At 51.2% G+C, this 23,793-nt stretch carries 17 protein-coding genes; 2 read left to right on the top strand and 15 right to left on the bottom strand.

All coding sequences use genetic code 11. The annotated features are described in order from the left end of the window. Window positions 1-6: 6 nt before the first annotated feature. The 3 genes from fabA to PHH59_RS04785 all read right to left on the bottom strand — a co-directional run bounded on the left by fabA (window position 7) and on the right by PHH59_RS04785 (window position 3,751). Complete coding sequence (gene fabA / locus PHH59_RS04795) at window positions 7-522, bottom strand: 3-hydroxyacyl-[acyl-carrier-protein] dehydratase FabA (RefSeq protein WP_300012056.1); 516 nt, start codon at window positions 520-522, stop codon at window positions 7-9. A gap of 84 nt (window positions 523-606) precedes the next feature. Beyond that, window positions 607-2,520, bottom strand: a complete 1,914-nt coding sequence (locus PHH59_RS04790; protein WP_300012053.1) for a transglycosylase SLT domain-containing protein — start codon at window positions 2,518-2,520, stop codon at window positions 607-609. A gap of 604 nt (window positions 2,521-3,124) precedes the next feature. Next, a complete protein-coding gene (locus PHH59_RS04785; protein ID WP_300012050.1) occupies window positions 3,125-3,751 on the bottom strand; it encodes a glutathione S-transferase family protein in 627 nt (208 codons plus the stop codon). A gap of 115 nt (window positions 3,752-3,866) precedes the next feature. Between PHH59_RS04785 and PHH59_RS04780 the strand changes: the two genes are divergently transcribed. After that, on the top strand, window positions 3,867-4,268 hold the full coding sequence (locus PHH59_RS04780) for a helix-turn-helix domain-containing protein (protein ID WP_300012047.1): 402 nt from the start codon (window positions 3,867-3,869) through the stop codon (window positions 4,266-4,268). Between the two features lie 223 nt (window positions 4,269-4,491). Here PHH59_RS04780 and PHH59_RS04775 read toward each other — a convergent pair whose 3' ends face one another. The 11 genes from PHH59_RS04775 to PHH59_RS04725 form a co-directional block, all read right to left on the bottom strand. Beyond that, a complete protein-coding gene (locus PHH59_RS04775; protein WP_300012044.1) occupies window positions 4,492-5,985 on the bottom strand; it encodes an efflux transporter outer membrane subunit in 1,494 nt (497 codons plus the stop codon). Next, entirely contained in the window at window positions 5,982-9,086 is a 3,105-nt protein-coding gene (locus PHH59_RS04770) for an efflux RND transporter permease subunit (RefSeq protein ID WP_300012041.1), read from the bottom strand. The genes PHH59_RS04775 and PHH59_RS04770 overlap by 4 nt, the downstream gene beginning before the upstream one ends. Before the next feature lie 17 nt (window positions 9,087-9,103). Then, complete coding sequence (locus PHH59_RS04765; protein WP_300012038.1) at window positions 9,104-12,172, bottom strand: MdtB/MuxB family multidrug efflux RND transporter permease subunit; 3,069 nt, start codon at window positions 12,170-12,172, stop codon at window positions 9,104-9,106. Then, window positions 12,169-13,368, bottom strand: coding sequence for an MdtA/MuxA family multidrug efflux RND transporter periplasmic adaptor subunit (locus PHH59_RS04760; protein ID WP_300012035.1), 1,200 nt, complete (start codon window positions 13,366-13,368; stop codon window positions 12,169-12,171). Before PHH59_RS04760 ends, PHH59_RS04765 begins: the two co-directional genes overlap by 4 nt. A 589-nt stretch (window positions 13,369-13,957) precedes the next feature. Continuing rightward, window positions 13,958-14,533: a peroxiredoxin gene (locus PHH59_RS04755; protein ID WP_300012032.1), complete on the bottom strand. Its 576-nt coding sequence runs from the start codon at window positions 14,531-14,533 to the stop codon at window positions 13,958-13,960. Window positions 14,534-14,547: 14 nt separating this feature from the next. Then, the gene (locus PHH59_RS04750) at window positions 14,548-14,904 is read right to left on the bottom strand and encodes a hypothetical protein (protein WP_300012029.1); all 357 of its coding nucleotides are present in this window, start codon (window positions 14,902-14,904) and stop codon (window positions 14,548-14,550) included. A 454-nt stretch (window positions 14,905-15,358) separates the two neighbouring features. Then, entirely contained in the window at window positions 15,359-16,810 is a 1,452-nt protein-coding gene (locus tag PHH59_RS04745; protein ID WP_300012026.1) for a DUF1501 domain-containing protein, read from the bottom strand. 31 nt (window positions 16,811-16,841) lie between these two features. Next, window positions 16,842-19,277, bottom strand: a complete 2,436-nt coding sequence (locus PHH59_RS04740) for a DUF1549 and DUF1553 domain-containing protein (RefSeq protein WP_300012024.1) — start codon at window positions 19,275-19,277, stop codon at window positions 16,842-16,844. Between the two features lie 49 nt (window positions 19,278-19,326). Continuing rightward, a complete protein-coding gene (locus tag PHH59_RS04735) occupies window positions 19,327-19,824 on the bottom strand; it encodes a rhodanese-like domain-containing protein (protein WP_300012021.1) in 498 nt (165 codons plus the stop codon). Window positions 19,825-20,294: 470 nt separating this feature from the next. Continuing rightward, entirely contained in the window at window positions 20,295-20,753 is a 459-nt protein-coding gene (locus PHH59_RS04730; protein ID WP_300012018.1) for a cupin domain-containing protein, read from the bottom strand. 20 nt (window positions 20,754-20,773) lie between these two features. Next, window positions 20,774-22,240, bottom strand: coding sequence for an MBL fold metallo-hydrolase (locus tag PHH59_RS04725; protein WP_300012015.1), 1,467 nt, complete (start codon window positions 22,238-22,240; stop codon window positions 20,774-20,776). 220 nt (window positions 22,241-22,460) lie between these two features. Between PHH59_RS04725 and PHH59_RS04720 the strand changes: the two genes are divergently transcribed. Next, complete coding sequence (locus tag PHH59_RS04720) at window positions 22,461-22,820, top strand: transposase (RefSeq protein WP_300012013.1); 360 nt, start codon at window positions 22,461-22,463, stop codon at window positions 22,818-22,820. Window positions 22,821-22,903: 83 nt separating this feature from the next. Here PHH59_RS04720 and PHH59_RS04715 read toward each other — a convergent pair whose 3' ends face one another. Then, a complete protein-coding gene (locus tag PHH59_RS04715) occupies window positions 22,904-23,560 on the bottom strand; it encodes a DUF1345 domain-containing protein (protein ID WP_300012010.1) in 657 nt (218 codons plus the stop codon). Between the last annotated feature and the right edge of the window lie 233 nt (window positions 23,561-23,793).

Below are 23,793 nucleotides of genomic sequence, written 5' to 3'. Positions count from 1 at the left end.
TAGCCTCTAGAAATCTTCAGTAGATGTAAATAAACCAACCCGTAAATCAGTTGCTTCATAAATGACTTTGCCGTCAACATCCATCGTCGCATCGGCAATGCCCATGACCAGCTTGCGCATGATGACACGCTTGAGGTTGACGCGATAGGTGACTTTTTTCGCTGTCGGCAACACTTGGCCGGTAAACTTGACTTCCCCAACGCCCAAGGCCCGGCCTTTACCCGGCCCGCCCATCCAACAGAGGTAAAAACCGACCAATTGCCACATGGCATCTAAGCCCAAACAACCTGGCATTACCGGATCGCCTTGAAAATGACAGGCAAAAAACCATAAGTCCGGCGTAATGTCGAGTTCCGCAATGATTTCGCCTTTGCCATATAGACCGCCTTCATCAGTAATAAGAGTAATCCTATCCATCATAAGCATATTGGGTAAAGGCAATTGCGCGTTTTTAGGGCCGTATAATTCCCCTCTTCCCGACATTAACAATTCTTCACGCGTAAAACTATGCTTTTTCCCCATTTTGTATCCTTATGCCATCAGTGGTTATACTTATTATATAACCGCATATTATCTAACATAGCTTGCAAAAAATCAGCTCTAATTTTATTTTCCCCGTAATTCCGCCAGCATATTTTTTATTTTTAACGCGTCAGTTTGTAGTCGTTGTTGATAAATAATGGCGTATGCCAATACTGACGTGACATATTTGCGGGTTTCTTTAAATGGAATGGTTTCCACCCAAATATCTGCAGGCATATTCCGATTGACTGGCAACCATTTCGCCACCCGGTTTGGCCCGGCATTATAGGCCGCCGCCGCCAGCGCGACATGCCCGTTAAAACGCTGCAAGAGTTCTGCAAAATAATGGCTACCGTAGCGGATATTCACTTCAGGATTGAACAATTGGCTGTCCGTATGCCAGGTTTCATCCAGTTTACCTGCTATTTGCCCTGCCGTGGCGGGCATAAGCTGCATTAAACCTTTCGCCCCGACCGGCGACACCGCATTGCTGTCGAGCAGGCTTTCCTGCCGCATCAAGCCAAAAATAATGGCCGGATCCAGGCTTTGCTGTGTGGCGTTACGCCGCACTTCATCGACATAGCGCAATGGAAAGCGCAGACCTAAATCATCCCAATAATCGGCTTTGACTAAGGTCATAATGGCAACCTGGTCCCATTGCCATTGTTGGGCGAGTTTAGCGGCAACCCTGAGTTGCTGCTTGTCAAGACGCTCTATTGCAAACCACCATTGCCGACGCGCCTCCAAATCCCGGTTCAACGACCGCCATTCTTGTATCGCCTTAAAATTGGTTTGCTTAAGCAATGCTTCCATTTTCCCGTCGGCAATCAAAACAGGTTTATCGCTAATAGTATAGCCGTTACCCAGCTTATCTGCGGCTAAAAAACCATAAAAACTTCTGTCATCTGCCAATTGCAAGTAAATTTTCTTGGCTTCTTCGGCATTCCCCATCATTTCCAAAACCCGCGCCCGCCAATATTGCCAAGTTGGTTCATGCTGCTGCTCCCAAGGCAAAGACGCGAGCGCGTCACCGACATGCTGCCAATCCCCTTCCAACAAAGCCGCCCTCACCTTGGCCTCGCGCACTTTCCCGTCAGGCCCGGACACTTGTTGCAAACGCCGGTAAGCGCGGCTGTCCTGATGGTTGAACAATATCATCGCCAGCTTATTATCGGTCTTATCCAGCGTTTGCTTGTCAATTGCCAAATAGTGTTTGCGCCCGTCCCAAAGCAGCAATGCCAAATCCACATCGATTTGTGCCAGTCTTGCGATACCTTCGGCAAAAATGCGTCCGGTCATCGCATCGGCCCCCATCCACAAACCGCTGTCCTTGACAAGATACGGTTTTTTATAAACTTGCAGCCAAAAATCAGCGTTTTTTTGACCCGGCTTATCCAGCATACGCCGCAAATACTCGACCAACGGCCAATTTTCCTGATTCACCGCCAAGCTAAAACGTTGCCAAACCCAATCCTGATTGAATTCCGGTGATTTAATAAACTCAGCCAACAAGTCATCACAGGCTGGCGGTTGGCTCGCACCTGTCAGCCACAATCGTTTGGCCTCATGCAAGGCCTGCTCTTTTTTGCCCGTTTCGTGCAAAGCCCAGTAGTAATAGCATTCGCGGGAAGGGTTTTCAGTACCCTGATAATAGTCGACAAATTCCTGCCAACGCCCATGTTTCGCCAAATAATCCAACCATTTCGCACGTAGCAACGGCGCGTGGCGCGTCTGTGCATAGCGCGTCAAAAACTCCGTGACCTTATCGGTTTTCTGCAAATGTTTTTTAAGCCACTCGTATTGCAAATAAGGATATAGCGGATAATCGGCCAGTGTTTCCCCCAATTCCAAAAATGCCGCATCATTCCCCTGCTCCAGCAATTTTTCAGCCCGCAAAAAGACCGTCCGCTGTTCGTCAAGCGATTGGCTAGGAAGCCATTTTGTCAAAAAAAACAATCCGGCAACCAATGCTAATTGATAAAAATGTTTAATAGCCATATTGCTTCCAAGCGTTTATTCGCATAAGTCACTGATGATAATTTTTGGGTGTTTCAAGGCATTCAAATCCACCAATTCCCTTTCATTAGAGGTGGAAACAATTTACCTTTTTGAAAAAATGGTAATGCTGGTAATTTAACTGTTGCGGATTACAAACTTAAGTTCGTACTCCACAAACACAATGCTCTGACCCGCTTCCTAACACCCTGAAATCAGTTTTAATTCAAACACTACCTGAAAAAGCTGGCCTGGGTGTGTAGGGTTAGGGCGTTTTTACATGCTTTGTGTCTGATCACGTAATTAAAAAGGAGTGGGCCAGATAAGAAATGACGGGTATTTTGGCAGGAAAAAATTAAAGGTGCATTAGAAAATGCCAATTTAACAGCATGGGATATGCGTCGCTTGACATCGTACTGGCCGCCAACACGATGGGGTAATTGACGAAAAACTTCTTGGCAAAAACTTCGGCTTCGTTGGCTCCTGATTCATCGCCGCACCGATGAAACAATTAATAACAAATCCCAAGTAAAACCTGGCAGGTTTCAAAAACCTGCCAGGTTGAGGCTTTCAATGATATTAAAGGCAGTTATTTTTAGCTCTTTCCTTAGGCAAATTTCGCCGGTGCAGAACTTTGCCACGCGGGGATTTGTTCGATAGCCTTGTACCAACGGCTAATTTCGACGTAACCGTCGAGTGGATAATGCGCCATTTGGGCCAAATCCAAAAACGAGCCGACTGAAAAATCAGCCAGGGTAAACGTCTCGCCAACCAACCACTTACGGCCTGTTAGATGGTCTTCCAAAATTTTTGCAAAACGGTGGAAACTGTCGGCCCCTTTCGCCAATTCTTGGGCGTCAGGTTCACCCAAATTTAACGCGCCTTTAAGGATGTTTTCAAAAATAAATACGCCGCAAGCCCTGCCAAAATGTGCGGTTTGCCAAAACTGCCAGCGGCTGACATCTGCATGTAGCTTAGGGTCGGCCGGCAACAGAGAATTGTCTGGTACTTTGGAACACAGGTACTGCATAATGGCGTTGGATTCCCAAAGTACAAAATCCCCATCGACCAGCGTTGGTATCATGTGGTTAGGGTTTAAATTCAGGAATTCCGCTTGCAATTGCTCGCCTTTTATCAAATCGACCGCCTGTAGTTCACAGGCCAAATTTAACTGGTGCAGGACTGCAATGACACGGCGGGAATTGGGGGATAGAGGAAAATAGTACAGTTTCATTTGGGGGCTCCCGGGGTTAAATGATTTATCACTTGCTTATTGCAAGTGATAGGATTTTTACATATAAACTTGTTTTTTACAAGTGTCTATTCATATTGGAAGTACTACGTTAATAATGAAAACGGAAACACAAAATTACCGCTCAAAATGCCCGCTTTCCATTGCCCTTGAATTCATTGGGGATAAATGGAGCCTGATCATTATCCGCGACATGTGTTTGGGTAAAAGCAAGTATTGCGATTTTCAGGCTTCTTCGGAAGGGATACCTACCAACATCCTCGCCAACCGCCTGCGTGAATTGGAAGAAAACGGCCTGTTGGTGAAACGGCCTTATCAGGATAAACCGGTGCGTTATGAATATTTTTTAACGCCTAAAGGGGCTGACTTATTGCCCGTCCTTCAACAATTGGTCATCTGGACGCAAAAATATGTATCCGAGTGCATGGCGCCGCCAGAAGATTTTTTCACGATAAAACCAGAAGATTTATTGAACCGTATAAACCGCGTTGGTAAGTAAATTTAGCAGGGCTGGCGTTCTTCGCAAGAAAAACCCAGCCGCCGGCACTCGTTCCATGCCGCAGTTAAAACCGCCTTAATTTCAAAATGTTACGACCTCCCTATCCAGGGGGATTAGCCAAAGTGCCGGAAACGCCTATCCTGCGCGAGTGCGCGGATAGGCTTATTCCGGCCTACTCCTACCCAAGGGGGATTAGACGCTCTCCCAAGCCTGGCTCCCGAACTTACGGGTAGGTTTTGCACGGTAATTGACACGGCAGAAACCGTGTCCACGCTGTGTCGCCATCGACCTGATTGGCTTTAGGCAAAGCTGCTGTCTGCCAGCCGCCACCTAAGGCTTTGATCAGTTGGACGCTGGCGGTCAAACGCTGGCCTTGCAAATCCACGGCGGTTTGCTCATTGCTCAAGGCATTGGCTTGCGCGGTCATGACATTGACATAGCTGACCGTACCGGCTTTGTATTGGTTGACCGTCAATTCGACCGCTTGCCGTGCGGATGCCACCGCCTTGTTTTGCACGTCAATTTCTTGCGCCAAAATCCGCAATGCCGACAAGCCATCTTCGACTTCCTGGAACCCCACCAACACCGCTTGCCGATAAGCGGCGGCAGCGGCCTGATGGTTATTGACGGCGGCGGTCACTTGGGCGCTACGTGAGCCACCATCCAGCAGCGGCAACGCCAAGGCCGCCGGGCCTAACGCCCAGTAATTGGCGGCGGTGGTGAACAAATTATTGACATCATTCGCTTGCGTCCCGTCCGTGGTGGCAAGGTTCAGACGCGGGAAATAAGCCGCCCGCGCCACGCCGATTTGGGCGTTGGCGGCGGCGGTCAGGCGTTCGGCGGCGGCAATGTCAGGACGCCGCTCCAATAATTGTGACGGTAAATACAACGGCACGGACGGCACGGTTTTGCTGGGCGGACCGGCGGCAATCGTCAGTTGTGCGGGCGTTTTGCCGACCAACAAGGCGATGGCATGTTCCAATTGCGAACGTTGGATGCCTAAATCCAACCCTTGGGCGCGGGTCGATTCCAGTTGCGTTTGCGCCTGCACGACATCGGCTTTGGCGACCACCCCGGCGTTGTAGCGGTTTTGGATAATGGCCAGGGTTTTCTGATAGGCCGTGACGGTATCATTGAGCAATTTTATTTGTGCATCCAAGGCCCGCAATTGGAAATAATTTTGCGCCAGGGCTGCTTGCGTGGACAGTTTCAAGGCTTGCAAGGTCGCCGCATTGGCCTGGGCTGTGCTGGTGCTGGCTTCCACTTGGCGGCGCACCCTGCCCCATAAATCCGGCTCCCACGCGACGCTTAACGCACCGCCGAACAAATTCCGCACCCCTGAAACCACCAGGTTCTGCCCGCCAGCGGCACGAAAACGGTTGGCGGTGGCGGTGGCGTTAAGCGTCGGGAAATAAGCCGAACGGGCCGTTTGCACCAAGGCCTGCGCCTGTCGATATTGGGCTTCGGCTTGGGCAATGGTTTGGTTGGCGACGGTGACTTGCCGCTCCAAACCGTTTAAATACGGGTCGGCAAACAACTCCCACCATTGCCCGGACAATTCATGGTCGCGCGGCTGTGCCTGCGTCCAGCCTTTCAGCTCTTTGAACTGCTTGGATACGGTGCTGGCTGGACGCCGGTAATCCGGGCCTAGCGTGCAGGCCGCCAGCAGCAAGGGCGTGAGGCGCAGCCAATGGAACAGGTTGAAATATTTACTCACAAGCTTTCTAAGATGTTGGTTTTTCGGGATTTTCGCGTATGCCACCCAGACTGGCAACGATCCAGATACAGATAAATGACCGGCGTGGAATATAAGGTCAACAATTGGCTGGTCACTAAACCGCCAATAATCGCTATCCCCAAAGGTTGCAGCAATTCCGAACCATAACCGCTGCCAAAAGCCAGCGGTATTGCCGCCAGCAACGCGCCGAACGTGGTCATCAAGATCGGCCTGAAACGCAGATGGCAGGCTTCGCGGATGGCTGCTTCGGCACTGATGCCGCTGTTGCGTTCGGCAGTGATGGCAAAATCTATCATCATGATGGCGTTCTTTTGGACGATGCCGATCAGCAGGATCACGCCGATCAAGGCAATGATGCTGAATTCTGTGCCGAACAACCACAACGCCAATATCGCCCCGACCCCCGCTGATGGCAGGGTCGATAAAATGGTCAACGGATGGATGTAACTTTCGTAAAGTATGCCCAAAACAATATAAATCGCCACTATCGCCGATAACACCAGCCACGGCTGGTTTGCCAAGGTTTTCTCAAATTCTTTCGCCGAACCTTGGAAACTGCCATGCACCGAAGACGGCACGCCTAAGGTGTCCAAGGCTTCATGTATCGCTGCCCTAGCCTTTGACAATGACACGCCGGGGGCCAAGTTGAAAGAGATGGTCGCGGTCGGGAACTGATCCTGATGGTTGACCGACAAAGCCCGGTTGCCCAACTGATAGCTGCTGACCGCCGACAACGGCACTTTAGCTCCGGTGGGTTGGGCTACGCCGGAAGGCACACTCAAGTAAATACGGTTCAAGGCTTCGGGATTTTGTGCATATTCCGGTGAGGCTTCCATGACGACGTGGTACTGGTTGAACGGCATATAAACCACCGATACCTGCCGTTGCCCAAAGGCATCGTTGAGCGTTGAATCAATCAAGGTCTGGCTGACACCGAAGCGGGCAGCGGCGGCCTTGTCAATTTGCAGCGACACTTGTTGGCCTTTATCCTGCTGGTCGGTATTGACATCCGTGAGTTCAGGCAATAGTTGCAAGGTCTTGACAATTTTCGGTGTCCAAATTTTAAGCTCATCCAGGTCATCCGCTTGCAGGGCATATTCGTAAGTTGCGGGTGATGGCCTGCCACCGATCCGCAATTCTTGTGCGGGCCGTAAATACACGCTTACGCCCGGCAAATCGGCGAATTGTTTACGGAATTTCGCCATCAGGGCGGCGGCTGACAGACCACGCTCCGATAATGGTTTGAGCATCACGAACAACCGCCCGTTGTTGGCGCGGTCGCCTTCGGTCGAACCGAACACCGAAACCACATTCGGGTCTTTTCTGATGATGCCGACAATCGTCGCGAGCTTGTCCTGCATCGCCCGTGAAGAGATGGTCTGCTCGCCCTGGATGCCGCCCAGCAACCTACCTGTATCCTGTTCGGGAAAAAAGCCTTTGGGGATAATCGAATACAAATGCACGTTCAACGCCACAACCAGGCCCAGCAGCACCAAAACACTGCGCCGATTCTGCAACGCCCATGCCAAGGATTTATCGTAAGCTACCAAAATTCGATTAAATCCCCCTGCACCATCCGGCTCAACATCAGGTTTTTGACTTAATGGCTTGAGCCAATGGGCGCACAGCATAGGCGTGGTCGTGAACGACACCCATAAGGACACCAGCACGGCGGCGGATAAGGTCAGGCCAAATTCCCTAAACAAGCGTCCGACAATGCCATCCATCAATAAGATGGGGATGAACACGGCAATCAACGACAAACTCATGGTCAGCACGGTAAAACCGACTTCGCCTATCGCCAACAAAGCCGCTTGTTTCGGCGCCACGCCCCGTCCGATATGGCGGTTGGTGTTTTCCACCACAACAATGGCATCGTCCACGACAAACCCTGTCGCCACCGTCAAGGCCATCATCGACAACAAATTCAGGCTGAAATGGGCCAAGTGCATGAGTCCAAACGTAGCTATCAAGGACACCGGCACGGTGACCATCGGGATCATCGCCGAGCGCACATTGCGTAAAAACACAAACACCACCGCGATCACCAAAACCACGGCGATCATTAACGTCAGTTCCACCTCGTGCAAAGCGGAGCGGATGAATTCCGAGCGGTCCATCGCCACCGTCAAATCCACCGACGGCGGCAGCGAAGCCTGCAAGTACGGCAAAACCGCTTTGACTTTCGCCACCGTTTCGATGACATTGCCCCGGTCTTGCTTGAACAACGCCAGCATCACGCCGGGTTTGCCGTCCAAAAAACCGGAGTTGCCCAGATTTTCCGCAGAATCCATCACCTTGCCCACATCCGTGAGCCGTATCGGTGCACCGTTTTGGTAAGTGATGATGAGCGGCAAATAATCGACGGCGGTTTGCGCCTGGTCATTGACGGCGATTTGCCAATGCCGTTCGTCATCTTCCAGTGTCCCTTTCGGACGGTTGACATTAGTGGCGGCTATCGCCGCACGGACATCGGCAAAACTGACCCCGTATTTTGCCAACGCGTCGGGATTGAGTTCTATCCTGACGGCAGGCAAGGAACTGCCGCGTACCGTCACCTGCCCCATGCCGTCAATTTGCGAGACTTTTTGGGCGATCACCGTCGATGCCACATCAAACAATTGCGGACGATCCAGGACATCGGAGGTCAAGGCCAGGATCATCAACGGCGTGTCGCTGGGGTTGTTGCGGCGATAACTGGGCCGTGACGGCAAGGCACCGGGCAACAAACTGCTGGCGGCATTGATGGCGGCCTGGACATCACGCGATGCGCCATCAAAATCACGGTCCAAAGCAAATTGCAGGTTAATTTCCGTAGAGCCGAAACCGCTGGACGAGACCATTTCGGTGATCCCGGCGATATGCCCCAATGTCCGCTCCAACGGGGTCGCCACGCTGGAGGCCATCGTTTCCGGGCTGGCCCCCGGCAAAGTGGCGCGCACGGAAATGGACGGAAAGTCCACCTGCGGCAAGGCCGCGACGGGCAATTGGAAAAACGCCAATGCACCCGCCAACGCCATCCCTAAGGTCAACAACGTAGTGGCGACCGGACGGCTGATAAAATAAGCGGAAAATGGCATGGTTAAACCTTTGGGTATTACCTATTAAAACGCCGCCTCAAGCGGTCAAACGCCAGATAAATCACCGGCGTGGTGAACAAAGTCAACACTTGGCTGAACACCAAACCGCCCACCATCGTAATGCCTAAAGGATGGCGCAGCTCCGAACCCACACCGCTGCCGAGCATCAACGGCAAGGCGCTGAGCAAGGCCGCCATCGTGGTCATCATGATGGGCCGAAAACGCAGCAAACAGGCCTGATAAATCGCCTCATACGGTGCTTTGCCTTCCTTGCGTTCGGCTTCCAAGGCAAAATCTATCATCATGATGGCGTTTTTCTTGACGATGCCGATCAACAAAATGATGCCGATAATGCCGATGATGCCCAAATCATTACCGGACACCCACAATGCCAACAACGCACCGACACCCGCCGAGGGCAGGGTTGACAGGATCGTGACCGGATGGATATAGCTTTCATAAAGCACGCCCAACACGATATACACCGTGACTATCGCGGCGACAATCAACCATACGGTGCCGGACAATGACGCGCTGAAGGCTTCGGTCGCACCTTGGAATCCGGTTTGCACGCTGACTGGCAAGGCAATGTCCTGTTTAGCCTGTGTTATCGCCGCCACGGCGCCACTCAAAAAGGCGCCTGGAGCCAGATTAAAAGAAAGGGTTGCCGCCGGAAATTGCGCCAAATGGTTCACCACCAACGGTGCGAGACGTTCGGACACCGTGGCTATCGCCGATAATGGCACTTGTGTGCCGTTGCCGGACGGAATATGCAGGTCATTGAGCGCGGCGATGCTATTGCGGAATTCCGGTTTGGTTTCAAGCACTACGCGGTATTGGTTGGATTGCGTGAACAGCGTTGACACCTGCCGCTGCCCGAACGCGTTGTAAAGCACGTTGTCGATGGTCGCCATCGAAATCCCCAAACTACTGGCCCGGCTACGGTCAACGTCCACAAAAGCTTGCAAGCCTTGGTCTTGGACATCGCTGGCGACATCGGCAAAAATCGGCGATGTTTGCAGCTTGCCAACCAGCAACCCGGCCCAGCGGTTCAGTTCTTGTTGGTCAACGGCTTGCAAGGTGAATTGGTATTGGGTGCGGCTGATGCGGTTTTCGATGGTCAAATCCTGCACGGGTTGCAAGTAGGTGCTGATGCCCGGCACGGCCTGCAAGGCTTGTTGCAGACGCTGGATAACCGCCGTGGCACTGAGCTTGCGTTCTGCCAAAGGTTTCAGGTTGATTTGCAAACGGGCGGTGTTCAAGGTCGGATTGACCCCATCGACACCGATCAGCGAGGTGACACTAGCCACTGCCGGGTCTTGCAGCACCGCCGCAACCACTGCTTGTTGGCGCTCCGCCATCGCTTTGAACGCGATGCTTTGCGGGGCTTCGGTGATGCCTTGGATGGCCCCGGTGTCCTGGACAGGGAAAAAACCTTTGGGAATGCCGACATACAACACCACCGTCAGCACCAAAGTCAACGCCGCCCCGATTAGCGTCAAACCCTGATGGCGCAACACCACCCGCAACAAAGCCCCATAAGCGTGGCTCATGGCATCCAGCCAACTCCCGCTGACGCGATAAAACCGCCCTGCCCGCCTTTCATCGACAGGGCGGAGCATTTTCGCGCACATCATCGGGGTCAGCGTCAAGGAAATGACCGCCGACAACAAAATCGCCACCGCCAGGGTCACGGCAAATTCACGGAACAAACGCCCGACCACATCGCCCATGAACAACAATGGAATCAGCACCGCCACCAAAGAAAAAGTCAGCGAGATGATCGTGAAGCCGATTTGCGCCGAGCCTTTCAAGGCCGCTTGCAAAGGTGGCTCGCCTTCTTCCAGATAGCGGCTTATGTTTTCGATGACCACAATCGCATCATCGACCACAAAGCCGGCGGCGATGGTCAAGGCCATCAAGGTCAGGTTGTTGACGCTGAACCCTGCCAGATACATGAACGCGAACGTCCCCACCAACGACAATGGCACCACCACGCTGGGGATGGCGGTGGCGGAGACATTACGCAAAAACAGGAAAATCACCGCTATCACTAAAACCAAAGCCAGCAACAACTCGCTTTGCACATCCGCCACCGACGCCCGGATGGTGGTGGTGCGGTCACTCATGACGGCGACATCCAAGCCATTGGGCAAGGATTCCTGCAATTGTGGCAACAAGGCTTTGATCCTATCGACCACCGCTATGACGTTGCTGCCCGGTTGGCGTTGGATATTGACAATCACCGCCGCCGTTTGGTTGGCCCAGGCCGCCAAACGGACATTTTCGGCATCTTCCTTAATCTCGGCGACATCGGACAGCAACACGGGCCTGCCGTCCCGATAAGCGATGACCAATGATTGGTAGTCGGCGACGGTTTTTAATTGGTCATTGGCATCTATCGTCACCGAACGGGACGCACCGTCGAACATGCCTTTAGGTTGGTTGGCGTTGGCGGCGGTGATGCTTAGGCGCAGGTTTTCCAGGCTCAGGCCGTAAGCCGACAGGGCTTTGGGATTGGCCTGGATACGCATCGCCGGACGTTGCCCGCCACTGATGCTGACCAAACCCACGCCGGACAATTGCGACAATTTCTGCGCCAAACGGGTGTCCACCAAATCTTCCACTTTGGTCAAGGGCAGGGTTTTGGAACTGACCGCCAAGGTCATGATCGGCGCATCGGCCGGATTGACTTTGCTGTAAATCGGCGGCATCGGCAAATCATTGGGCAGGAAACTGGCGGCGGCGTTCAAGGCGGCCTGCACTTGTTGCTCGGCGATGTCGATGTCCAAAGCCAAAATGAATTTCAAGACCACCACCGATGCGCCGGACGAACTGGTCGAGGACATCTGTGCCAAACCTGGCAATTGCCCCAATTGCCGCTCCAGCGGCGCGGTGACTAGGGAAGACATCACGTCCTGGCTGGCTCCAGGGTATAAAGTAACCACCTGGATGGTCGGGTATTCCACTTGCGGCAAGGCCGAAATGGGGAGTTCCCGATACGCCAACAAGCCCACCAGCAACAACGCCAGCATCAATAAGGAGGTGGCAATCGGACGTAAGATAAACGGCCTGGAAGGGTTCATCGCACAACAGCTTCTGGGGCAGCACGGTCTATTAATTTGACCTGGGCATTTTCGCGCAATTTGTCGGCCCCTTCGACCACCACCAACTCCCCGGCTTGCAAACCTTCCAGCACCGCCACCGTTTCCCCATGCACCGCGCCCAGCTTGACCGGACGCACGGTGGCGGTTTCGCTGTCCTTGACCACATACACAAACGGGCCGGCATTGCCCGATTGGATGGCCGCACTGGAAACAATGATGGCTTTGTGCAAAGTTTCCACTTGCATTTTAATGTTGACAAACTGATTGGCGAATAAACCGCTGTTTTCATTGGCGAATTGCGCTTTCAATTTCACCGTGCCCGAATTCACGTCAATTTGGTTATCAACCGCCAGCAGTTCCCCCTGGGCCAACAGGATTTTGCCGCTACGGTCGTAGGCTTCAACCACCAAAGCCTTGCCCGTTTGAGGGTGTTTCATCACCGCCGGAATTTGGTCTTCGGGCAGCGTAAACACCACCGCTATCGGTTGGGTTTGGGTGATGACGACCAGGCCGTTCGGGTCGGCGGCCTTGACAACATTGCCTTGATCGACGCCGCGCAAGCCCAAACGCCCGCTGATCGGCGCGATGATTTTGGCATAATTCAATTGGAGTTTGGCATTGGCCACCAAGCCTTTATCGGTGGCGACAATGCCCTGGTATTGTTCGACCAAGGCCGCTTGGGTCGCCACTTGTTGCGCGGCGATGGAATCTTGCGCCAACAAGGTTTGGTAACGCTGCGAATCCAGTTGGGCATTTTTCAACAAGGCTTCATCGCGCATGAGCTGGCCTTCGGCTTGCATAAGCTGGACCTGGAACGGGCGCGGGTCGATTTCCGCCAACAAATCCCCCGCCTTGACAAACGTCCCTTCCTTAAAATGGACGCGGATCAATTCACCATCAACGCGCGGTTTTACCGTGACCGTGCGCAAACCCGTGACCGTGCCTAAACCGCTCAAATAAACGGGCAATTCACCTTGCCAAGCCGTTTTTACAACGACTGCCGCTGGGTTTTTGCCCTGTTTGTCAATTTTTATCTGCGCTTCTTGCGTTTGAAAATAACGGGATATAAAAAAAACCGCCATAGCACAGCACAGCAAAAATACCCAAATTAACCAACGGGATGATGTTTGTACCGACGTGTTTTGTTGATGTCCCAACGGGTTTTCTACCTTCATTTATTTATGTTGACAATTTTTTGTTGGATATGGGTGTTGATCTTACGCGTTGACCACACAAACCCCAAATATACACGGTTAATCGGCATGAAAAAAGGCTTAGGATATGGCAAAAAAATAACTTCCGCTTTATGCCCTGCGGGTACGTTCTGCGTGGGAACCCAGTTGGGGACGCTCCGCGTCCCGAACCGCAGAGCGGTTCAGGCTGCATTCCCACGCAGAGCGTGGGAAAGATAAAATAACTTCCGCAGGGAATAAATTCGCGGATCAAGACCTGTCAGGTTTCTTGTGCCCCAGTTTTCAATCGTAGGTCGGGTTAGCGATAGCGTAACCCGACGTAATCAGCACAAAATGTCGGGTTACGCTGACGCTAACCCGACCTACGAATTCATAATACCTTGTTTAAATTACATTAAATCCATTAACTTAATGGCAGTGACGCAGAGCGTGGGAAAGATAAAATAAAATAAAAAAAAGCGTCCTTGCTTAAGCGAGGTACTAACATGAAACAGTTGAATTAAGACAGCCCTACAATAATACGGGCTTAGGTATTGGGTTTTAGATAAAACGAAAAACGGACTCCCGCCTGTTAATTCGCCTTATGGAGCTTTTCGATAAGCTCCAGCGTTTTATCAACGTTTTCCTTGGCCTTAAGGCCGCCGATACTGGCGGCAATTTTGCCGTCGGGCGTGACCACAAACGTGGTGCGTTCGGCAAAACCGTGGTTGATGTCTTGTCCCCGGCTGTCTTTTTTGCCGGGCGTCGCGTCGCGGATACTCAGGCCATAGGCTTTGCTGATTTTGCCATCGGCATCGGAGGCCACCGGAAATTTGCCTGCGCAAAATTCAGGGTCGGCAGAAAAATCATTCAGCCGCTTTATATCATCTAGCGAGACACCGACAATGCTGGTGCCAAGAGCGGCGAATTTGTCGTGATTGACGGCAAAGGTATGCGCCTGCAGATTGCAGCCATTGGTATATGCCGATGGGTAGAAATAAACGACCACCGGGCCTTTTTTCAGGGCGGCTTGCAATGAGTAATCCAAGGTTTTGCCTGCCAGTGAGGCTTGGGCATTAAAATCAGGGGCGGTGTCCCCTACTTGCAACGCCGCCTGAACCGATAAGGCCATACCTGCCAAAAGAGCGATCAAGAAGATTTTTTTCATGGCTTGCTATCCTTTTAAAGTGGTTTGTAAGTGTCATGGCAGGCCGTGTCGCAAGCCTTGGAAATTTCGATGGCTTTGTTGGAAGCGGCTTCAAAATCATTGGCTTCGACAAATTTGACGATTTCCGCCGCCATGTTTTCATAGCGTTTCGCATCGGTCACGGCATCGGCGGCATCGCCTCGTTTTTCAAAATAACCCTCAACCAACTTGAAGGAGTTTTGCATCTCTTTGGCAAGGGCAACCGTACCCTCGGTATTTTTGTTGCTGATGTTGTCTTGCAGGTTATGGGAGTTTGTATCTATTGTTTCCATCAGCTCCTCAAAATCGAATTCGGCTTCGGCGTACACAATACCCGTTACCAATACAAGCATAATTCCGCAGAGCTTAATCGTCTTACGCATATTTTCTGATCCTTAAAAAGGCGGCTTCCACCCCGCCATAAATTCTGTATTTATCCATTCCCAAATCTAGGCCGTCACTGCCATTAAGTTAAGGATTTAATGTAATTTAAACAAGGTATTACGAATTCGTAGGTCGGGTTAGCGTCAGCGTAACCCGACATTTGGGTGCTGATACGTCGGGTTACGCTATCGCTAACCCGACCTACGATTGAAAACCATATTGTAACCACATGAATATTAATGCTTATTCCTTAAGTTAATGGTTTTAATCAAAATAAAACAATTGCTTACGAATGAATTTGTAGGTCTGGTCGCCTAATGCGCCTACTGTTGGTAGCGATGGCGTAACCTGACGAGCACCCAAATGTCGGGTTACGCTGACGCTAACCCTACCTACGCTCTTTTGTTTGGGAATCAACGGAACCTAAGCAATAAGCTCTTTAATAACCTTACCATAAACCACGGTCGGACGTTCGGAGCGGCCTTGGTATTTGTAGACCAGTTTCAAATGGTCCAAACCCATTTGGTGCAAGACGGTCGCATGCAAATCGTAGGTGTCAACCGCCTGGGATTTGTCCGCCACTTGCAAACCAATCTCATCGGTTGCACCGTAAGTTGTCCCGGCCTTGACACCGCCGCCTGCCAGCCACTGTGTGTAGCCCCAGGCATTATGGTCACGTCCCGTACCGCTTTCACCCCAAGAGGTGCGACCAAATTCAGATGTCCACACCACCAGTGTTGAATCCAGCAGACCCAAGGCTTTAAGGTCAGCCAGCAAACCGGCAATCGGTTTATCGACGATGCGGGCATGTTTGCCGTGGTTTTCTTCCAGCTTGGTGTGGGCATCCCAGTTCCTTTCGTCACCGTCCACATCCACCGGGCCGCTGACCACCTGGATAAAACGTACACCGCGTTCCACCAAACGCCGGGCGCGTAGCAAGTTGGTGCCGTATTCTTTGGTGGTTTCATCGTTCAAGCCATACAGGGCTTTCGTCGCGTCTGACTCTTTGCTCAAATCAACCGCTTCCGGTGCCGAAGTTTGCATACGTTCGGCCAATTCGTAGGCGCGGACACGGGCTTGCAACTCGGTGTCTTGAGGATAAGCTTGGTCTTTTAGTTCATTTAATTGCTTTAACAAACCCAGATTTTCATGCTGTTGTGATGCGGCAACCAATTCGGGACGCTCCAAATGCAGGATGGGCGATTTACCCGAACGGAACGCGGTACCTTGGTAAACGGCAGGCAAAAAACCTGAACTCCAGTTAATTGACCCGCCAGTCGGTTCTTTTTTGCCGTTGTAAAGGACGACATAAGCAGGGAGATCGTGGTTCGCAGAACCTAAAGCGTATTGTACCCATGCCCCTAGCGTCGGACGACCAGGGTTCAAGCCGCCTGAGTTGAGCTTGAGTATGGAAATATCATGGGTGGCGCCTACGGTAACGCTGGATTTGATAAAGGCGATGTCATCGGCATGTTGCGCCAGATTCGGCAACAAATCGGAAAACCACGCGCCACTTTGTCCATACTGTTTCCAGGTACGGTTCGAGGCGAACAATTTACCCAATCCCCCTTGGGTACTGGTTTTGATGCCTTTCAGGAATGAAGCGGGGACTTCTTGCCCTGCCAACTTGACCAGTTCCGGCTTGTAATCATACAAATCCAAGGTGCTGGGCGCGCCGTGCTGATGCAGCCAAATGACGGATTTAACTTTGCCTGGAAAATGCGCCTGTTTGGGGGCTAGCGGGTCAAGCAAATCTGCCGCCAGGGCACTGGAAACAAAGCCCCCGCCAATGCCAGGGACTAAGCCGCTTAATGCCAGCCCACCTAGTCCATAGCCTGCTTTCAATAAAAAATCTCTACGTGGTTGGTTGTTCATGTCAGTTTCCTCTTAATAAAGTGATATATCGTTAGAAGCGGTAGATAAATTCGTTGGAATTGGCAATCGTGTGCACCAAATCTACAAACGCGGCGGCACGGATAGGATCAAGTTTCTGATTGTCTTTCAGTCCAGTCGGTATGCTGACCGCAAACTTACCTTCCGAGGTTTTTTCCCTGACGGTTTTTTCGTGATGGTCTAAAAACTTTTGCAACAACGTTTTTTCGGAATCGGAGGCTTTGCGGGCGAACAAGATTTGATACAGCCTATCCAATTGCGCGGCCTCATCCTTGCCCGCTTCGTTGATCACCCTGCCCGCCAATGCTTGCGACCACCCAAACACCACGTCGCTATTGAACAAAGCCAAGGATTGCAATGGCGATGTGGTCACATCACGTTTGCTGTGCGCTTCCTGTGCGGAAGCCATGTTGAAAGTTTCCAGCAAGGGATATGGCACGCTGCGGCGGGTGAAAATGTATAAGCTACGGCGGTTTTGGTCTTGGGCGTCTTTAGAGACTTGCCACAGATTGCCGGCACCCAAATTGGCAGGGACGGGCGGGAACACACTAGGCCCGCCGATTTTATCTTCAAGTTTTCCAGAAGCCACCAATAAGGAGTCGCGGATTTGTTCGGCTTCCAAACGTTTTCTGGGGAAAACCGCCAATAATTTATTTTCAGGATCGGCTTTGGCGATGTCTTCACGATAGGCCGATGCCTGGCGATAAACGCCGGATAACAGAATATCGCGGTGCAATTTCTTAACACTCCAACCTTGCTTGATAAAGTTATCTGCCAAATAGTCGAGCAATTCAGGATTGCTGGGTTTTTGCCCCGCTTTACCGAAATCACTGACCGTTTCGACGATGCCACGGTCAAAATATTCTTCCCATACCCGGTTGACGAACACTCGTGCCGTCAAAGGATTTTTCTCGCTGGCGATCCAATTTGCCAGCGCGGCGCGTCTGCCGGATGAAAATGGCGTGGGTTTAATATCCGGTTTCTCGTCGGTAATCGCTTCCGGGAATGCGGGCTTGACTTCTTCCAAAGGTTTTTCATGGTCGCCGCCAAAAAATACATAACTAGGCGGAGCGTCGGGATAACCCAGTTCGGTCATCGCGGATATTTCAGTCGAACCGGATTTAGGCTTAAGATCGTTAAACTTCTTCAGCTCCTCAGCCAGCTTGTCATATTGCGCCCATTTATCGACAATTTCCTTGCTGTAATTTTTGTCATTGCCTTTGCTGTCTGCTGTGTCCCTAAGAAAAGCCGCCAGGCTTTGCTCGTCCGAAACCAAGGCCAGACGATGGTTCACCCAACGGTCCTGTGCGTTCCACTGATCTTTGGGTTTGAAAATCGCTTCCCGGCTATCGGTCAAATAACGTTCTTTATGATGCTGGACGGCTTTTTCCCTGACGGTATCGAGGATCGTTTTTTGTTTGGCGCGAATATCTTTGGTCGCCTCTTCCCACTTGGCTAATGCCGCTTCATAGTTGTGCTCAACATCCCCTTTCTTGGCGGCAGGAATGTTGTCAACCGCACTGAGGTTGGCAAAAAATGATTGCAGCGAGAAATAGTCTTTTTGGCTGATCTTGTCGAATTTGTGGTTGTGGCAACGTGCGCATTCCACCGTCTGCGCCAAAAACACCTTGCCGACGGTATCGGTGATGTCGGTGGTGATTTGATACTTTCTCTGGATCAAATCGCGTGAGTTGTGGTTGTCCGGGAAATTCGCCATATAGCCGGTGGCGATCAGGGCTTCCTGATTGTCAGGCCAAAGTTCATCACCTGCCAATTGTTCCCGGATGAAACGGGAATAGGGCTTGTCCTGGTTGAAGGAATTAATCACATAATCCCGGTAACGCCATAAATTAGGCCGGGTTTCATCATTTTGGAAACCGGTGCTGTCGGCATATCGGGCCAAATCCAACCAACGCCGCGCTTGGCGCTCGCCGTATTTAGGCGATGACAACAAACGGTCAGCCAGCTTTTCGTAAGCGTTTGCCGCAGTATCTTCGACGAAATCCTTAACTTGCTCAGGCGTTGGGATAATGCCCCAGGCATCCAAGGTTGCGCGACGGATAAAAGCGGCACGGTCGGCATCAGGCGAGGGTTTCAAGCCTTTGGCTTCCAATTTTGCCAAGACAAAGGCATCAATGGGATTGCGCACCCAACTTTTATCAGTTACTGATGGCTCTGAAGGACTGCTCACTGGCTTGTAAGCCCAATGGTTGGATTTTGTGGCGACTGGCGGCTTGGCATCGCCAGCCTTATTTTCAGCAAGCGTTTCAGTTTTAGCTTTTTCAGCATTGGCACCAATGACTCCAACGGGGGTATTGAACAAATCCACTGGCTTGGTTGCCCCAATGACACCCACGGGATTATTGAAAAAATCTGCGGCAGCCCAGGCTTGCGGTGCTATCGGCGTGGCAAGCCCCAACAAAATGGCAAGATACAATTTATTTTTCATTTTATTTTTCATTTTATTTTTCATTGATAAGCTCCAAATATAAAGGCGGTTAGGACTTGGGTTTGATTTCCGTGCTGGCTTTGGGGGCTGGCGGAATAATCTTGACCAGTTTGCCACCTTCTTCTTCATAGTTTTGCGCCCCCACCGCACCGACTACGTTAAAGCCTTTTGCCGCCAACAAATCCGCCGCCTTACCGGCACGTCCGGCGTGGTTGGACACGGTGATAATGGCCCGGTCTTTAGGGATGGACGCCAAGCTTTGTTCTATGCTATTGGCTTGGACGCTCAAATACGCGGCAAAACCGCCAATTGCGGAAATTTCTTCAGGACGGCGCACATCAATCAGCAGCAATTGCCCCGGTTTTGCCAACCAAGCGTCCAATTCGGTTTTATTGAGCTTAGGGGTTTTGGCTGTGTAGGGCCGTGGGGCGGCGGCCTGGCTTTCTTGTGCTTTAGCGGCATGATTGGCGTGCGGGCTGTTTGCGCCCAAGGCCACCGGCACCGTGAGGACCAGCAGGGTCAAAAGCAGTTTGGGGGAATTTTTCATGGTCGGTTTCCTTTATGATGGCTGGAATGCTTGGGACGCTTATACCTAATGGCATAGCGGCCTTCATTAGGGATTAAGCAGCTACCGTGCCACTATTTACAAATCTTCGGAATAACAATATAACCTTATGATTTATATAAAAATTAAAATCTAATTGTGATTGTAATGGACGTTAATTTTAGTGTAGAAAAAGACCGGGCTAGCTAGGTACTGTTGATATTCATATAGGCAAGCAACAGTTTTGTTAATAAATAAGCAGATAAATCAATGCCCTGATCTAAACAGCTAAGCAAACGGGGGCTTCGTAACTTGCGGTTGCAAAACAATAGTTATTTGCTGAAAAAAGAAGTGGGTTTGATGGTTTTATCAAGGCAATCGGCAAAAACCTATGGATTAGGATTCTGCCGACGTTTTCGTGACGGGATGTTAGGATCGCTATCTTCGTGCGGAGGGCGGCAATTGATGCGGCTTTAATGCTTCTCGGCCGGTGTACTGGTCGCAGGGCCGATGCCGGACACCTGGATAATGGTTTCTTCGTTTTTGGCACCGTCATAATGGACCTGACCGGCATGATGGACCACATAACTTCCGGCTGGTACGGGAACCGTCTGTTCAGGGTCAAACTTATCGCCAGTCCCTATCCACCAAGTACCTGAAATGACCACAAAGAAACGGTCGTTAGGATGGAAATGCGGGCGGCTCATGTGGCCGGGCAACCATTTAATGCGCACCACATAAGGCCCTGGCTTATTCGGATCGCCAAACAGGACGGCCTGCTCGTTAGTGCCTGCTGCGTTCCTGACCCATTTGACCTGTGCCGGAGTTTGGAATTCCACTGAAGCGGGATCCAGTTGCGCGGCAATAACCGATGTTGCCACGGCAAGCCATCCGCTTATTGCCAAGGCCAGTAATCTAGGGGCTTTCAACATGTTTTCATCTCCCCTTTAGCTCAGCGGGATGCCCTTGCCAAGCCGATAACCGCCCGAAGATCGGATAACGCCACCACTCGCGGCCCATGTAAGGCGGCAATTTTATCGACATCCAGCCCCAGTTTTTGGATATTTTCGTACAGATTTACCGAATAAGGATTGGGCGATGCAGGAGCTGGCACATTCGCGGCGGCAGGCGTGTAAGCATCCGCTTCGATCAGGATTTTTTCAGCGGGGAGATAAACCAATGCGAAAGCATCATTGTGCCCGTTACCGGCAATAGAATGGATTTCAATCGAACGCCCGCCATTAGACAAAACGTGTTTATCAGTAAAGATTTCAAAGCTGGCTGTTTTGTTTGACCTTGCCAAACGGTCAGGATTGATTGTCCGTGCCGCTGTCCATGCCCGTGCGTAATAAGGCTGGTTTTGCCGGGCCGTCACGATGGTCGCGCCTTCATCGACATAAGTGCGCAAACCGCCGGAATGATCGAAATGCGCGTGGGTGTTTATCAAATACTTGATTGGCTTGTTGGGGATGATTTCTTTGACTTTGGCGATGACCGCCAACGAACGGCCTTCATTCAGCGGGGCTTCGACAACCACGACATGGTCTTGCTGTTCAATGGCGACGCTATGGTGGGTGCCGCCCGTCAGGTAAAATACGCCATCGGCAAGGGCGGTGGCTTTGACAGGTGGAAACGTAAAGTTTTTGACATCGCCAGGCACAGATAAAGCTACCGCAGGGTTCAACTTTACGTCCGCCACGTTCAAATCCAGCACCGGATAACCACCTTGGCTACGTTCGATATGGGCAGGAAACTGCACCCCGCCAAAATCCTGGTAATCGGAAAACTTCGTTTCCATCAAAGTATCGCCTAAAATCGGATTATCGATCCATGTCTGCACCCGCTCGACTTGATTCTTGGCGTTGATCCTGCCGATATAACGATATTTGTCGCCGATGGTAAATGCCACCTCCGTACCACCGTTAGCCGCTTGTGAAGCCGCGTGATGGGCAACAGCGGCTTTCAAAAAACCTTGCGGCGTCGCCCAGATTTCGGCAACGCGTTCTTCAACCGCCAGTGGTTGGGCTGTTGCAACCAGCGCAGCTTGTGGCGCATTGGCAGGAGGCGCGAGATTCCACGCATAACCGCCGCTTACATACTGGTCGGGCTTTTGTTCAACCGGAACCGGACGCAACCGCCCTGCTTCAACCGTTTGCTTGCGCGTGATCTGCACTCGTGCGCTGGTCGTTTCATAATTGATGTCGGCGGTATAACGGCTGACATCAAACTGAGGCCAAGGCAAATCCGGATTCGGTGCCTGGCCAAACTGAAACCATCGTCCAGTCCCTGAAAATTCAATGGATTTCAGCTTGGTGGCATCCAGCGCATCAGCGGCGGATTGCAAAGCCTGTGGCTGCAAACTGGCACAACCGGTCAACACGACAGCCAGTCCAGCGATGGGAAACCCTAATTTACGCATGTAAAACCTCTTAAGCGATGTGAATTTGAAATGATAAAAATAAACAGATGACAAAACCGCTTAAGCAAGGGTCGTACCACCAAGTTTTTTATTAAAAATAAATCATTGTTTTTATTTGTTTTTATAGACTTGTGTGCTGGTTAGTGTTTTATAATTTAGCTATCATTAATGCGGCGATGTTGAATCGCCAACAGCTTTTGCTGTTACGCTGTCTGTGCTGATGCAGATTTATACGGCTCTATGCGAAGCGGCGGGTATCGACCCGTTACTGGCCGTCGCCAGGCAAGAACCCCATCCGCACCGGAAAGGCCGTTTCGAAGCACCCGGGCCGTTGCCGCAGGAGTCCGCGCCGTTGCAAAAAATGGCCCATAAATTGACAACAAAAGCCGGGCGCGGGGCCTATGCACACCGGAAACACACCGTTGAGCCGTTGTGCGGCATCATTGAATCGGCGCGGGGTTTCAGGCGGTTTTTCTTGCGTGGTCTGGCACAGGCCACCAGAGAATGGCGCGTGGCCTGTCCCGCCTGGAATTTAAAGCGTATGGCGAAACTACGCCAGAATTGCGTCTATTTTGGGTAAAAACCAGGAAAAACGGGGGGGGATTTAGCTATAAAACCGCGTTAGTAACCTTGAAATCCGTATTTTTTGTTTTTGAAAGCACATTATCCAATCAAGCTTGCCATGACATTGATTGACAGGCCGATGATAGCGACATTAAATAAAAAACTGAGTATCGACTGGGCAAGCACCACTTTACGGAGGGAGCGGCCCATGACGGACACATCGGCTGTTTGCGCCGCCACCGCGATGGTAAAGGCGAAATACAAGAAATCCCAGTAATCAGGTGATTGTTCACCATCAGGAAATTGCAAAGCCCGGTGCGAGGTAGGGGACAGGTAATACATGCGTGAATAATGGAACGTAAACAACACGCCAATGAACAACCACGAGCCCATAATGGTCGCGCCGGTGAGTAGATAATGGAATAAACGAAGCCCTGGGGTTAATTCTTGCGTGGACAACTCCAGCATAATCGCCACCAAACTGGCTACCGTCGCAATCGAAAACATCGCCAGAATTGTTGCCCCGTGTTCATCTTCCTGATTGGCTATTTTGATCACCCGCACATGGTCCGCCCTCAACATCAACCAAGCCATCAATGATAAATAAGACCACACCATGATATTCCAGCCCATCAAGATTTGGGTCACTAACCGCCAGTGTTCGGGGAGCAAAAAGCCGGAGATTAAGCCTAATGAGACGGCAACCAGCAGGCGCGGATGGGGATGGGTGCGGAAAAATTGGATGATGGAAGACATATTGGATAGGGCTAAAAAATGTAATGTTTTTTTACTAAATTAGCACAAGCACTACAATTGAAGGAAGTTGGGCCAGTTTAGGCTAAAGTAGGCGTTTGGCTAAAAAAATATAGCTAATCCGATATAAAAAGATGTCCTGTAACTGCCTCAGTGAAGAGGTCGTCAACGGAACATCGGAACTTATTACGGATGGATTTAAGTTGCGCCCATTTGTGTTCGATAGGGTTAAGGTC

The organism is Methylovulum sp., assembly GCF_028687615.1.
In the GTDB taxonomy this organism is placed as follows: Bacteria; Pseudomonadota; Gammaproteobacteria; order Methylococcales; family Methylomonadaceae; genus Methylovulum.
This window is presented reverse-complemented; position numbering and strand designations above follow the sequence as displayed.

Bases quoted from the DNA above. Each gene is read 5' to 3' on its own strand.
- PHH59_RS04730 (WP_300012018.1), bottom strand. From the start codon at position 20,753: ATGTTGAAAGCCCCTAGATTACTGGCCTTGGCAATAAGCGGATGGCTT.
- PHH59_RS04740 (WP_300012024.1), bottom strand. From the start codon at position 19,277: ATGAAAAATAAATTGTATCTTGCCATTTTGTTGGGGCTTGCCACGCCG.
- PHH59_RS04790 (WP_300012053.1), bottom strand. From the start codon at position 2,520: ATGGCTATTAAACATTTTTATCAATTAGCATTGGTTGCCGGATTGTTT.
- PHH59_RS04750 (WP_300012029.1), bottom strand. From the start codon at position 14,904: ATGCTTGTATTGGTAACGGGTATTGTGTACGCCGAAGCCGAATTCGAT.
- PHH59_RS04735 (WP_300012021.1), bottom strand. From the start codon at position 19,824: ATGAAAAATTCCCCCAAACTGCTTTTGACCCTGCTGGTCCTCACGGTG.
- fabA (WP_300012056.1), bottom strand. From the start codon at position 522: ATGGGGAAAAAGCATAGTTTTACGCGTGAAGAATTGTTAATGTCGGGA.
- PHH59_RS04770 (WP_300012041.1), bottom strand. From the start codon at position 9,086: ATGCCATTTTCCGCTTATTTTATCAGCCGTCCGGTCGCCACTACGTTG.
- PHH59_RS04785 (WP_300012050.1), bottom strand. From the start codon at position 3,751: ATGAAACTGTACTATTTTCCTCTATCCCCCAATTCCCGCCGTGTCATT.
- PHH59_RS04745 (WP_300012026.1), bottom strand. From the start codon at position 16,810: ATGAACAACCAACCACGTAGAGATTTTTTATTGAAAGCAGGCTATGGA.
- PHH59_RS04780 (WP_300012047.1), top strand. From the start codon at position 3,867: ATGAAAACGGAAACACAAAATTACCGCTCAAAATGCCCGCTTTCCATT.
- PHH59_RS04765 (WP_300012038.1), bottom strand. From the start codon at position 12,172: ATGAACCCTTCCAGGCCGTTTATCTTACGTCCGATTGCCACCTCCTTA.
- PHH59_RS04715 (WP_300012010.1), bottom strand. From the start codon at position 23,560: ATGTCTTCCATCATCCAATTTTTCCGCACCCATCCCCATCCGCGCCTG.
- PHH59_RS04720 (WP_300012013.1), top strand. From the start codon at position 22,461: ATGCAGATTTATACGGCTCTATGCGAAGCGGCGGGTATCGACCCGTTA.
- PHH59_RS04760 (WP_300012035.1), bottom strand. From the start codon at position 13,368: ATGAAGGTAGAAAACCCGTTGGGACATCAACAAAACACGTCGGTACAA.
- PHH59_RS04755 (WP_300012032.1), bottom strand. From the start codon at position 14,533: ATGAAAAAAATCTTCTTGATCGCTCTTTTGGCAGGTATGGCCTTATCG.
- PHH59_RS04725 (WP_300012015.1), bottom strand. From the start codon at position 22,240: ATGCGTAAATTAGGGTTTCCCATCGCTGGACTGGCTGTCGTGTTGACC.